Below are 12251 nucleotides of genomic sequence, written 5' to 3' on the forward strand. Positions count from 1 at the left end.
AGAATTCTGACCACTTTTTAGAAGGCTTTAATTTGAGCCTGCGTTATCGACGCACCCAACAAAAGAAAACCGAGGAATTGAATGGCAAAAGAAGACAGTATTGAAATGCAAGGCACGGTACTTGATACCCTGCCGAATACCATGTTTCGTGTTGAACTGGAGAATGGTCACGTTGTGACTGCACACATTTCTGGCAAAATGCGCAAACACTATATTCGCATCTTAACCGGTGACACGGTAACTGTTCAGTTGACTCCATATGACCTAACCAAGGGTCGTATTGTTTTCCGCGCTCGTTAATCTCTCATTGTTTGATTAAATTGCTTTAGAAAGAGCACGCAACTCAACTAGTTGTTGAGCTGCGTGTTTCACGTTCTGAAATTTCCAATTTAAGCTCGTCGTTTACGACACTCACTTGTACCGAGCCGCCATTGGCAAGCTTGCCGAATAGAATCTCGTTCGCCAACGGTTTCTTCAGGTGCTCTTGAATGACACGTGCCATTGGACGCGCTCCCATAGCTTTGTCATACCCCTTCTCAGCTAACCATTTGCACGCATCTGCATCTAACTCTAGTGAGACATGTTTGCGGTCGAGCTGCGCTTGGAGTTCACAGATAAACTTATCAACCACCTGCTCTATGACTTCCGGTGACAAATGATTGAACCAGACAATGCTATCGAGTCGGTTGCGGAACTCAGGTGAGAACAGCCGATTGATTTCCAACATCGCATCAGGCGCATGATCTTGCTGTTTAAAGCCAATCGACTGGCGAACGGTTTCCTGAACACCAGCATTGGTGGTTAACACCAAAATCACGTTCCGAAAATCTGCCTTACGACCGTTGTTATCAGTCAAACTACCATGGTCCATGACTTGCAGAAGAATATTGAAAATATCTGGATGTGCTTTCTCAATTTCATCCAGTAGGACAACCGAGTGCGGATGCTTGATGACACCGTCGGTCAATAACCCGCCTTGGTCATACCCAACATAACCGGGAGGTGCACCAATGAGCCGGCTTACCGCATGTCGCTCCATATATTCCGACATATCAAAACGCTGGAACTCAATCCCCAAAGCCTTCGCAAGCTGTTGCGTAATTTCCGTTTTACCGACACCGGTGGGACCCGCAAATAGAAACGAACCAATGGGTTTCTGTTCATTGCCAAGCCCTGAACGCGACAACCGAATGGCTGCAGTCAGTTGATCGATGGCTTGATCTTGACCAAAGACCACCAATTTTAAATTACGATCCAGTTGTTGCAGTAATTGTTGGTCGGTGCGTGATACCGATTGCTCCGGAATCCGTGCTATCTTCGCAATAATCGCTTCGATATCTGCAACACCGATGGTTTTCTTGCGCTTGGAAGGCGGCAACAGGCGTTGACTTGCTCCCGCTTCATCTAACACATCAATGGCTTTGTCGGGTAAATGCCGCTCGTTAATGTAACGCGCCGACAATTCCGCCGCAGCTCGGATAGCTGGTTGCGTGTAACGAATGCCATGGTGCGCTTCGTAACGCTCTTTTAAACCTTGCAGAATACGCGTGGTGTCATCTACCGAAGGCTCGTTCACGTCGACTTTCTGGAACCGACGTACCAACGCACGATCTTTTTCAAAGATGTTTTTAAACTCATTGTAGGTTGTTGAACCGATACATTTTAACTCACCACTGGAGAGCATCGGCTTGAGCAAGTTCGAAGCGTCCAACACGCCACCACTGGCTGCTCCAGCGCCGATAATCGAGTGGATCTCATCAATAAACAGGATGGCATGTTCGTGTTCAGTGACTTCTTTCAACAACTGCTTGAAGCGCTTTTCAAAATCACCGCGATACTTAGTGCCGGCCAGCAATCCACCCATGTCCAACGAGTAAATCACAGCATCTTTCATGATTTCGGGCACGTCATCTTGCTCAATACGATAAGCTAAACCTTCGGCAATTGCTGTTTTACCTACACCAGCCTCACCTACTAACAGTGGATTGTTCTTGCGCCGGCGGCAGAGCACTTGAATGCAGCGCTCAAGTTCACTATCACGACCGATTAACGGATCGATCTTGCCTTCACGTGCACGGGCATTCAAATTCGTACAAAACCGCTTCAGGTGGCTCTGCTGCTCGTCGGGTTGAGGTTCACCGGTCTCACTGTCGTGCTGTTCAGGGCGACCTTGCTCGTCATCGAGTTTGGTTAAGCCGTGCGACAAAAAGTGGACAATATCAAGGCGCGTTATATCGTGTTTGTTCAGCAGATACACCGCGTGTGATTCTTGTTCGGAGAAAATGGCCACCAACACATTGGCACCAGTGACTTCGCTGTTGCCAGACGATTGCACATGGAACACAGCGCGTTGCAACACCCGCTGAAAACCGAGAGTCGGCTGTGTTTCGGTATCGACACTTTCTGTATCAAAACTGGGCGTGCTACGCTCAATATAGCCCACCAATTCTTGTTTCAACTGGTCAAATACCAAGCCGCATGCACGCAATGCCTGCGCGGCTTCTGGATTCTCCAAGAGTGCGAGGAGTAAATGCTCCACCGTCATGAGTTCATGACGACGATCACGCGCTAATTTAAACGCGTCATTCAACGATACTTCCAGAGCTTTATTTAACATGACTACTCCTATCGGTCACCAGACCACTCATTCGCGTTCCATTGAGGCCATTAAAGGATGGTCATGGCTACGCGCATACTGGTTTACTTGCACTACTTTGGTTTCTGCGATTTCTGCAGAGTAGACGCCACAAATGGCACGTCCTTTATAATGAATGGTCAGCATCGTATCCGTCGCACGTTCCTGGTCCATTCGAAAAAACTTGATTAGTACTTCAATGACAAAGTCCATTGGCGTGTAGTCGTCGTTCGTCAGTATCACTTTATACTGGGGTGGCGGCTTGGCTTGCGTCCGCTCGACACTCTTGACGACACTATCATCTGCCGGTGAACCGTTTGTCCGCTGTTGATTTACGACACTCACAATGACTCTTTCTCTTAGTTATAGACGTTGTCAGATAAAAACGCTGAATAATTTACATTATGTCTGTAAGACAATCTTGCATGCCACCAAATGTTCATAAAAGCAGCAACTTTTGCCTTGACACCACGTATTTCTCACCTAGAGTAAAACATGGCGTTAACATTTGCTTTTTTCAAGCCAAGCAAATCACTTTACGCTATCTAACAATAACTAAATTTAATATGCAGAATAAAGGATGTAGAAGTATGGCAACCGGTAAAGTCAAATGGTTCAATAATTCCAAAGGCTTCGGCTTCATTGAGGCAGAAGATCGCGATGGCGATATCTTTGCACATTACTCAACCATTGAAATGGACGGCTATCGCACGTTAAAAGCTGGTCAAGACGTCGAGTTTCAACTTGAGGAAGGCCCCAAAGGCTTACATGCTACCAATATTACTCCGGTGCAAAAATAGCGCACCCTGAACACTCATTTCGAGACGTGTTCAATCCTCTTTAAAACGCCGGCGCCTCGCCGGCGTTTTCTCTTCAACTATCAATACCGAAATAACGGCGTAATTGATCACGTAAATTTGGTGGTGTGCCGTGAATAGTAAGTGTATCAATCGCTGGGTCATAGACGACGCGTTCGCCCAATAAGTTTTGATCAAAGCCGATACTCAAGCCGCCGCCTTGCCCTTGAAACTTCACCAGCTTGCGTAACGTTGAGCGATCCGTCGGGAATTCATCAGCAAGTTCACTACCTGCTTCTTGTTTAAAATCAGCAAAACTGCGACTACTTGGAACACTTGCTTGCAACTGTTCCGATAGATCTTTGACACGCACAGGCTCACCTTGCTGCCATTGCTCATCACAAACATCGTACACCGCTTGTCGCAGTTGTCGTGTTTGCTCGGCTGGCATCGCTTCACTTTGTGCGAAGGCTTGCACCGACTCAATCAATTGTTGCGATTGCTTCTTGGCATTGAGACCCTCTGCGCAGCCAAGGAAATCAAGGAAGAAATCGGCAACCTTGCGCCCTACTCGCCCTTTAATAAAACTAATGTAGGTGGTTGAATCGGTATCTTCTTGCCATTCAGTCACATTAATCACTGCAGCTAGCTGAACCTTGCTGAGGTCTAGCTGAGACGAGCGATCAACCGATAAATCGGCGGCAATGGTCACACCATCGATACTCGGCAAATAAGCAACGACAACATAGGTTTGACCCTGTTGCTGGTAGTTAGAAACCAAGAGAAAACCTGGTTCGACAATGCCGTAATGCTGAAATTGTTGCAGGAGAATTTTTGCGGCAACGTGGGAAAAATCGATAAAGCTGACCTGTTGCTGTTGCCATTCTGCTAACTGATTAGGGAAGTCACTCTGCTGTTCTGGAGCTGCTTCATCGGCGGCCGTTAAAAACCGCGCGTAACCTTTACTCGGCTTTGCTTGAAACACATCGGTCAGTTCATTCAGTAAATCTTGAACTTCGCTATCAATGGCTAAGGTGTGCGGCGCGAGGCGGAGGCCTATTTGACCATCGTTACTGTAAAATTGATGAATAATGCTGTCATGTATTTCGGCTAGCATAGCGAGTCGCTGTCCTTCCATTACTGCTGTGTTAAGATGGCCGGCATTCTAACACGTTGAGAAAAAATGCCATGCCGATTGTGTCGAAATATTCCGCTGAAACCCAACAACAGTTGCTAGAAGATGTGCTTGCTGCGCTCGCCAATGCCCCTGCTGACCTTGCCTTGATGACGCTCGGTAACGCAGTGAGTAATGTGATCGATCAGCATTATTCGTCAGCACAAGCAGCACAGATTGCTGAACAATTCGGTAAAGTGCTGCTACAATCGATGCAGAAACGCGCATAGTTCGCGTATTGTCGAACCAACCAATCATAACAACGACGAGTTCACAATGAGACAACGAAAGCAACGGCGAGATAAAATCGCGCGCCTCATTAGTTGGGGACACTGGTTTACGTTTTTCAACATACTTGTCGCGCTGGTTGTTGGTCTGTTTTATGTTGAGGCTGCTGAAACACCGGGCTCAGCGCTTGGTGTTGTTTATCTGCTGATTAGTTGGCTCGGGCATTTTGCGTTTCTTCCGTTTGTCTTCTTTATTATCCTCATCTTCCCATTTTGTATGTTGATACCCTACCCGCGAATTTTGCGTGGTATCGCGTCATTGCTGGCATCCATTGGCTTGTTGGCACTGATTGCCGATATGTTGTTTTACCGACAGTATGGTTTCCATCTCAACACCTACTCGTTAAGCCAGCTCGCGCTGGATGCAGAGACAGCCTTCGCCGGCGCGAGTTTCCTGATTTTATTAGGGATGTTGCTGACTTTCGTTGTGGTGCTGGTGTTTGAACTCGGTCTTGCGAATTTAGCTTACAAGCGCTTGGAGCGGCTGCAAACCAAACATTGGGGCATCTCGGTTAGTGCGGTGTTCGTGCTTTGTTTTCTGACCAGTCATACCATTCACATCTGGGCTGACGCGGTGTTCTACACACCTATTACGAAGCAAGATGATTTGTTCCCATTGTCTTATCCAACAACCGCCAAAACGCTGATGAACAAGCACGGGCTATTGGATGATCAACAAGCCGTGACCACCGATCGGTTATTACGTGAGATTGATACACTCGAGCTGACCTATCCGTCCGCAGCACTGTTGTGTGCCAAGCAAGCGAATGTGGTCGATACGCTGATTGTGACCATGGATGTACTCGACTCCAATGCTGTCGACCAAATTAATGGCTTACAGGCGGTGACGTGGCCGGTTTTAGGTCAACTGGACGCAACCAGTGGTGCCTTCGAGTTGCGCTATGGATTGCCTGATTTGTATATGGCCGCAATGGCAAAAGCTCAGCAAGAACCAGCGTACATTGATCGCTTACAAGATTACGATATTCGCATAGTGTCATCACTTCCCACTGCTGTTGAAGAAGATTCCAACACGATATGGTGGGCACAGTTGGAACGCGTGTCGGCAACGGATATGCGCGCTGTCGAAACGGCTATAGAAAGTGGCATGCGTGTCTTTGTACTCGGTTTAACCAACCAAAAAGCTCCCGCTCAGGGATTCTCTGAAGACACCATGCAAGTGCCTCTATACGTCGCTAATGTAGAGCTCCAGGCCCAACAATTGACACAACTCGTCGATATTATGCCGACGGTAGTCGGTCATTATATGAATTGTGCTGAGGGTACGAAAACGTGGTCACTAGGACAAGATATAGCGAAGCATGACACCGAATGGCCGATGATTGCGAGCTATGGCAGCCAATTAGTTATCTATACAGAAGCAGAGCGAATCGTTATCGATCAGGATGCGACAACCCGCATGTTTCAGGGCACTGAAGAAATGCCCAATGCAGTTCCACCAACCCCAATTCTGATTAATGCTCTTCGCGACGTGAAACGATTCAGTGCAACTGGCGAATAATTCGCCGGTTGCATTGAATTCCTATGACTTTCCCAGTATTTCCCCCGCAGCACCCTTGCCTATTGAGTAGATTTAAGTAATATAGCCACCTCGGTCGGCGTGTAGCGCAGCTTGGTAGCGCACTGTCATGGGGTGTCAGGGGTCGCTGGTTCAAATCCAGTCACGCCGACCAATTTCCTTTCTTATTCAACTTCAATATGCTCGTCTAAAAATTCCAGCATCCGTGTCCAACGCTCGACGTTATTTTCAGGTTTGTAGAATCCATGGCCTTCTTCTTCTTTGGTCATCCACTCGTAATCATGCTTAAGCTCATCAAATTTCTCACGTAACCGCTTTGCATGAGTGAATGGTGCGCGTCGATCGCGTTCACCATGAATTAAGAAAACAGGAACTTTCACTTCGTCTGCACGATGAACCGGTGATTGCTTGTGACGCTCAGCCGCTTCAGGATGGAAGACCTTCGCAAGGAAGTTTTGTCCAGCTTCCACTTCTGTGGTGTCACCTTCTTCGAACATGAGATCCAAGTCATAGACGCCCACAAAGCCAATTGCACACTGGTATTTCTCTGGTTCACGTATCACGCTCATTAGTGCTGCATAACCACCATAAGAAGCACCGTAGACACACATACGCGCCGGATCGGCAATTCCCTGCTCAATGAGATAATCAACACCAGCAGTCATGTCATCGATCATCAAAGTACCCCACTTACGATAGCCCGCACTCTGAAACTCACGACCAAAGCCACCCGAACCACGGAAGTTCGGTTGCAGAACCGCGTAACCATGCTCGGCTAAAACTTTAGCATCCGTGTCCATAGAACTGACCGATTCACGAATACCATGCGGACCGCCATGTGGAAGCAAAATCAGCGGTAACTTCTCTGCTTTCTCAGTGCGAGGCAACGTTAACAATGCGGTTAGTTCGGTGCCATCATCGGCGGTGTAGACAATAGTTTCGGTAGTTGGGATCTGTTCCTTTTTCAACCACGGCTGGGCCTGGGCTATCGGCGTCAACTTACGCGCTTTTCGATCGAACAAGTAAAACGTCGCCGGATCGTTAGCAGAGGCAACCCGCAGAATGACTTGATTCGCATCTCGTGTTGCAGAATTTACAGCCACTTGGCGCTGCGGAAATGTCGCCATCAAGCTTTGCACTACTTGCGCAAAATCATCATCTTCAGAGCCCTGAAAGAAAACCGCATCAATTTTATCGTATTCAAATGACGCACCAATCAGATCGTTTGGATAGCCATCGCGAATACTCATCACTGGCATCAGATCGACCTCTGGATGCGTAGCTAATAGCTCTTCCTCACGTGTTCTTAGATTGTAAATAGAGATAGAACGCGTGTCTGTTTCGGAGTTGCTTAAGCCCATCACCTCATAGCCATTGGGCAACACAGTGATCGGCATGAAGCCGCCTTCATCCTCGTCATAGCGCATAATTTCATACCAATCTTCATTCGCGCCATCACGCGCCATAATAACAATTGCGTTATTGTCCTCTGGCGCGACTCCGGTGGCGACACGTGCAGTACCCGCTTGATCGATAATCACCTGTGAGGATGTGCCATTACCGGCGCGAATCGGTATACGGCCAGCACGACGTTTCGCACCTGAATCGACGTTCACTTCCCACAGGGTAAGAAATTGGTCGGCTTCAAACATGGAAGCCGTATAAATCATGATTCGATCGTCTTGTTTCGGCAGCCAATCCACAACATTGGCTCGGACATATTCACCGTCGCGTGAGCGCGGTCCCGTTAATACTGTTTTGCGCGAGCCGTCGGCATTCATTGCGAACAACTCGCCCGTTGGTGCTGGAATTTCTAGGGCGCCCACTTCACGCGCCATAGTGATCACTAAACGGTCATTATTCACCCACTCAAACGAGCTAACGGATTCACCGTCCGCTGACTGCGTGACGGACAAAATATCGAAGTTCTTGATATCAAGCACACTCAGCTGCACCGAACCTTCGTTGTCACGCGCTGTTGCAGCCAAATAACTGCCATCTGGCGAAATTTTGATATTCATAAACTGTGCTGGTTTCGCGTAGTTCTCGAGTACGGCGGTTTTGATTTCAGCAGCTTGGCTTGGCAAACTGATCAGTGCGAGAGTCAAAGTGGCGATAATTGTTTTCATAGTTGGTATCGTCTTTTGGTCTTGAAGATTGGAACAGTTTTATAGATAAGCACTTCATAATCAAGTAACAAGATCTATTTCGGTGTGGTTGAACCGATTGCAAAGATCCTCGCGTACAAGACATATTCATCGTAGTCTATGCGCAACATTAAGGAATAAAGGGTAGTCATGGAAGTTATACATCACGGAGGCCAACGCACAGTCACTGGCTCCTGTCACGAGTTTCGGTATGCTCGTGGGCGCGCTGTCCTCATCGATTGTGGTCTCTTGCAGGAAGGTGATTATTCTGATGAAGCGCAGACCATCGATTTTGAGATGGATGGCATCGAAGCACTTATCATCACCCATTCACACTTAGACCATGTTGGTCGGATTCCGTGGCTGTTGGCTGCTGGTTTCCGCAACCCTATTTTTTGTACCACGGCGACTGCAGAATTGTTGCCACTCATATTGAGTGACGCCATCAAGATTGGCATGACGCGTGATCGGCGAGTCATTGAAGGGCTGCTTGATTTGCTGCAAGAACTGATACGCCCTTTGAAATACGATCAGTGGCTCAGTATTAGTGATGACTTGATGATTCGATTTCGCCAAGCAGGCCATATTCTGGGCTCGGCTTATGTTGAATGTGAAGTCGGTGATCAGCGGGTTGTTTTTTCTGGTGATATCGGCTGCAAGAACACGCCATTACTCCCCGACCCCACACCGTTAGAAAAAGCCGATTGGCTATTCCTGGAAAGTACGTATGGAAATCGTTTGCACGAACCACGACGGGATAGAACGAGCCGCTTAAGCCAAGTCATTCAGCGCAGTGTCGAAAACAAAGGCGCAGTATTGATTCCAGCCTTTAGTATCGGTCGCACGCAAGAGTTGCTCTATGACATCGAACAGATCATCGATGAGTTACAACGACAACCTCACGAAAAATATGAATTCCCAGTCGTCGTTCTCGATTCACCGTTAGCAGCAGCCGTAACTGAACGTTATGCCAAATTAAAAGCGCTCTGGGACGATGAAGCAAAAGATCGTATTGCGAAAGGTCGTCACCCGTTGGACTTCTCGCAGCTGGTCACTATTACTAGTCATGCTGATCACGAACGTTTGGTCAATCGGCTCCGCACTACCGGTGAGCCGGTCATCATCATTGCTGGTGCGGGTATGTGTACCGGTGGGCGCATCGTTAACTATCTGGAAGCATTACTACCAGACGCTCGTACCGATGTTGTGTTTGTCGGATACCAAGCACATGGCACACCAGGTTATCAAATTCAGATGTTTGGTCCGTTGGGTGGTTATGTCGAACTGAATGGTGAGCGTGTTATCGTGAATGCGCAAATTCATACGTTGGGCGGTTATTCTGCTCACGCCGATCAACAAGAATTGCTCGATTTTGTTGGGAGCGCGGAAGGTCGTGTTAAGCGCGTTCGGCTGACACACGGTGACCCTGCTGTACAAAAAGTACTCGCGCAAAAAATTACTGCGCAGTTTGACATCCCAGTCGATGCGATTGAATAAGTAGAAATAACTCAGCCGTGGCTCGTGCGTCCGCTAACGCGCGATGATGATTGGTTAAATCAATATTGTACGCCTCACAGAGAGCGCTCAGTCGGTAAGAACTGAGCTTTGCCAAATGCTTACGAGCAAGTTGGACGGTACACAGTTTAGGCATACGAAAGGCTCTGCCCAAACGGTCAAATTCACGTCGAATAAAGCCATAATCAAAATTCACATTGTGCGCGACAAAAATCGCTCCCTCACATAAAGCTAGAAAGGTGTCGGCTTGTTCTGCGAACAAGGGTGCATCGACAACCATCTCATTCGAAATACCAGTAAGTTGCGTGATGGCATGGGGAATACGTCGCTCTGGATTAAGCAGTTGACTCCACTGTGCAACAATTTCACCCTGCTCTATTCGTACCACCGCCACTTCGGTGATGCGATGATAGTCACGCCCGCCGCCAGTTGTCTCGACGTCAATCACTACATAGGGCTGGTCGCTATCGATCTGCCAAACGATGGGCCGAATGTCCACAGTGAAGCCAACCGAGCGCAGATGCTGAATTATTCGTGCTTGATTGCGTCGCAATTGATCGCCAGGTGCTTTAACCTCCTCGAGAAAGACGCCGTTAGCACCTTTCCCGAGTATATCTGGATAGCCATCGGTAAAAGCAAAATAGTCTTTACACATGGCTTTCAGGTGATTTTCCAGTGCCTGCGCCGGAGCTTGCATCAACACCGACAATTGTTGCAGTAAATCGGAGTGCCAATGAAACAAACTAGTCAAACGTCCGTAGTGCTGAGTGAATTGTTTTTGAATGTGCTTAAAAGCTTGTTGGGATTGCGAAAAGTACTGCAATCGCTGCTCGATTTCGGTCTGCATAACGGCATAAAACTCGCCCGTTTGCAGTAACCGTGGAGTGCGGTCGAATTCGCTTACAAAACCACCTTGTGGCAACTCCATCAATTCTGACCAGAAATATAAAGCGAACATGGCACGCCACACATTGTTCTCGCTATGAAAGCATTGCACGCCATGCCGCGCATGCCATGCTACTACACCCTGTTCTACATTCCCGCGATAAGCTTCGTCGATGGGAATTTCAGCTAAGGCGTCGCGCAGCAAATCGGTCAAGATACTGGTACGTTTACCACCGACTTTACGAGCGACGAAATCTTCTGCGAACAATGCCAGGGTGTCATCGAGCGGATCACGAATAATCGCCTCAGCCAGCGCAATAGCGCGCTCTTGCTCGCCGCGTTGGTACAATAATCGAACCGCTTGTTCCTGTGCTTTGGGATGTGCGGTCGATTGCCATACGTCACACGCACTCGCCGGATCGGTCGCTTTGATTGCCTCGCCCCATCGAAATCGACAACTAAGTGCTAAGCGCTCTGCACGCGCCCCAATTGGTGGTGGCCACGCATTGATGTCATCAAGGGAATCGAGTGTCACAGCGGGGTCGCCAAGTTGCTGGCGTAATTCGCTGTAATAGAGCGCTGATTCAGCAGCTTCGATGCTCTCAAAACGCAATGAGCTCTCAGTGTTCACATGCACTTCTTCATGCGTTGGACGAATTCCTAAATCACGCAATGAAAATTGCTTAAAATCGGTCTCAGTGCGGCCAAAATAGATAAAGAGCAAATAGCGTATCCGCGCGGCTAAGGGCTCCGCCAACGCGACAAATTCACATGTGATGGCTGCATCACGTAATTCGTTGAGAGTAAGCTCCTGACACGCAGTAATCCAACGCGCTTTTGTGGCACTTTTTGGAGGGCTACTGGAGTTTGTTAATGAGGTTTCAGCATGGAGCTGTTGCAGTTCACCTTTGGTAAGTATGCGCAGGAAGCCCGGTAGTTTGTTGCTGCTGAGCGTTGCTGAGGCCGTCACCACCCATTCGTCTTGTTCAAGTGCTGCTAAAGCAAGTTGCCAATTTGGCAGTTCAGCATAATTGAGTGATTCGCGTCGAACCCAGGGCTGGCTCCGATTGATGATTCTTACTACCAACGCCTGCTGTTCTCTCTCTAATGCTTGAAAATCATGCAAAAACGTCAGGTCAGTTGCCCTGAGTAGCTCCCCAGATTTCGTCTTTAAATGTGATAAAAACTCATGAAAATGAGTCAGATAATAGAAATCCGGCAGGTTTGTGCGCATAGGACCACTTCAATTAGCTATTAACTATTCACTATTC

10 protein-coding genes and 1 tRNA gene are annotated in these 12251 nt (G+C 48.0%); 6 read left to right on the plus strand and 5 right to left on the minus strand.

The features are described 5' to 3' along the window. Positions 1 to 81: 81 nt before the first annotated feature. Positions 82 to 300 carry a translation initiation factor IF-1 gene (gene infA, locus ACN0S4_RS04825; RefSeq protein WP_008489926.1) on the plus strand — a complete coding sequence of 73 codons (219 nt, stop codon included), beginning with the start codon at positions 82 to 84 and terminating at the stop codon, positions 298 to 300. A gap of 43 nt (positions 301 to 343) precedes the next feature. Here the strand turns inward: infA and clpA are convergent, their stop codons facing one another. Both clpA and clpS read right to left on the minus strand, forming a co-directional pair. Continuing rightward, positions 344 to 2617 (minus strand): ATP-dependent Clp protease ATP-binding subunit ClpA, encoded by a 2274-nt coding sequence (clpA, locus tag ACN0S4_RS04830; RefSeq protein WP_417656590.1) that lies wholly within the window; start codon positions 2615 to 2617, stop codon positions 344 to 346. A 27-nt stretch (positions 2618 to 2644) separates the two neighbouring features. Continuing rightward, positions 2645 to 2980 (minus strand): ATP-dependent Clp protease adapter ClpS, encoded by a 336-nt coding sequence (gene clpS / locus ACN0S4_RS04835; RefSeq protein WP_417656591.1) that lies wholly within the window; start codon positions 2978 to 2980, stop codon positions 2645 to 2647. A 245-nt stretch (positions 2981 to 3225) separates the two neighbouring features. Here clpS and cspD point away from each other — a divergent pair, with 245 nt between their 5' ends. Beyond that, the gene (gene cspD, locus ACN0S4_RS04840; RefSeq protein WP_169929766.1) at positions 3226 to 3435 is read left to right on the plus strand and encodes a cold shock domain-containing protein CspD; all 210 of its coding nucleotides are present in this window, start codon (positions 3226 to 3228) and stop codon (positions 3433 to 3435) included. Between the two features lie 73 nt (positions 3436 to 3508). Here the strand turns inward: cspD and yejK are convergent, their stop codons facing one another. Beyond that, complete coding sequence (gene yejK, locus ACN0S4_RS04845) at positions 3509 to 4549, minus strand: nucleoid-associated protein YejK (protein ID WP_417656592.1); 1041 nt, start codon at positions 4547 to 4549, stop codon at positions 3509 to 3511. Positions 4550 to 4620: 71 nt separating this feature from the next. Here yejK and ACN0S4_RS04850 point away from each other — a divergent pair, with 71 nt between their 5' ends. The 3 genes from ACN0S4_RS04850 (at position 4621) to ACN0S4_RS04860 (ending at position 6587) form a co-directional block, all read left to right on the plus strand. Beyond that, entirely contained in the window at positions 4621 to 4836 is a 216-nt protein-coding gene (locus ACN0S4_RS04850) for a DUF1414 domain-containing protein (RefSeq protein WP_417656593.1), read from the plus strand. A 46-nt stretch (positions 4837 to 4882) separates the two neighbouring features. Next, positions 4883 to 6415 (plus strand): DUF3413 domain-containing protein, encoded by a 1533-nt coding sequence (locus ACN0S4_RS04855; protein ID WP_417656594.1) that lies wholly within the window; start codon positions 4883 to 4885, stop codon positions 6413 to 6415. 95 nt (positions 6416 to 6510) lie between these two features. After that, a tRNA-Pro gene (locus tag ACN0S4_RS04860) sits at positions 6511 to 6587 on the plus strand. 10 nt (positions 6588 to 6597) lie between these two features. Here ACN0S4_RS04860 and ACN0S4_RS04865 read toward each other — a convergent pair. Continuing rightward, positions 6598 to 8562: a prolyl oligopeptidase family serine peptidase gene (locus ACN0S4_RS04865; protein WP_417656595.1), complete on the minus strand. Its 1965-nt coding sequence runs from the start codon at positions 8560 to 8562 to the stop codon at positions 6598 to 6600. A 168-nt stretch (positions 8563 to 8730) separates the two neighbouring features. Here ACN0S4_RS04865 and ACN0S4_RS04870 point away from each other — a divergent pair, with 168 nt between their 5' ends. Further along, a complete protein-coding gene (locus ACN0S4_RS04870; RefSeq protein WP_417656596.1) occupies positions 8731 to 10077 on the plus strand; it encodes an MBL fold metallo-hydrolase RNA specificity domain-containing protein in 1347 nt (448 codons plus the stop codon). Here ACN0S4_RS04870 and ACN0S4_RS04875 read toward each other — a convergent pair. After that, a complete protein-coding gene (locus tag ACN0S4_RS04875) occupies positions 10037 to 12214 on the minus strand; it encodes an exonuclease domain-containing protein (protein ID WP_417656597.1) in 2178 nt (725 codons plus the stop codon). The genes ACN0S4_RS04870 and ACN0S4_RS04875 overlap by 41 nt on opposite strands. Positions 12215 to 12251: the final 37 nt, after the last annotated feature.

The organism is Pseudidiomarina aestuarii (genome assembly GCF_048263735.1).
In the GTDB taxonomy this organism is placed as follows: domain Bacteria; phylum Pseudomonadota; class Gammaproteobacteria; order Enterobacterales; family Alteromonadaceae; genus Pseudidiomarina; species Pseudidiomarina aestuarii_B.

What these genes read in the sequence shown, in the direction of transcription:
- cspD (WP_169929766.1), top strand. Translation starts at nt 3,226, where the DNA reads ATGGCAACCGGTAAAGTCAAATGGTTCAATAATTCCAAAGGCTTCGGC.
- clpA (WP_417656590.1), bottom strand. Translation starts at nt 2,617, where the DNA reads ATGTTAAATAAAGCTCTGGAAGTATCGTTGAATGACGCGTTTAAATTA.
- ACN0S4_RS04870 (WP_417656596.1), top strand. Translation starts at nt 8,731, where the DNA reads ATGGAAGTTATACATCACGGAGGCCAACGCACAGTCACTGGCTCCTGT.
- yejK (WP_417656592.1), bottom strand. Translation starts at nt 4,549, where the DNA reads ATGCTAGCCGAAATACATGACAGCATTATTCATCAATTTTACAGTAAC.
- infA (WP_008489926.1), top strand. Translation starts at nt 82, where the DNA reads ATGGCAAAAGAAGACAGTATTGAAATGCAAGGCACGGTACTTGATACC.
- ACN0S4_RS04865 (WP_417656595.1), bottom strand. Translation starts at nt 8,562, where the DNA reads ATGAAAACAATTATCGCCACTTTGACTCTCGCACTGATCAGTTTGCCA.
- ACN0S4_RS04875 (WP_417656597.1), bottom strand. Translation starts at nt 12,214, where the DNA reads ATGCGCACAAACCTGCCGGATTTCTATTATCTGACTCATTTTCATGAG.
- ACN0S4_RS04855 (WP_417656594.1), top strand. Translation starts at nt 4,883, where the DNA reads ATGAGACAACGAAAGCAACGGCGAGATAAAATCGCGCGCCTCATTAGT.
- ACN0S4_RS04850 (WP_417656593.1), top strand. Translation starts at nt 4,621, where the DNA reads ATGCCGATTGTGTCGAAATATTCCGCTGAAACCCAACAACAGTTGCTA.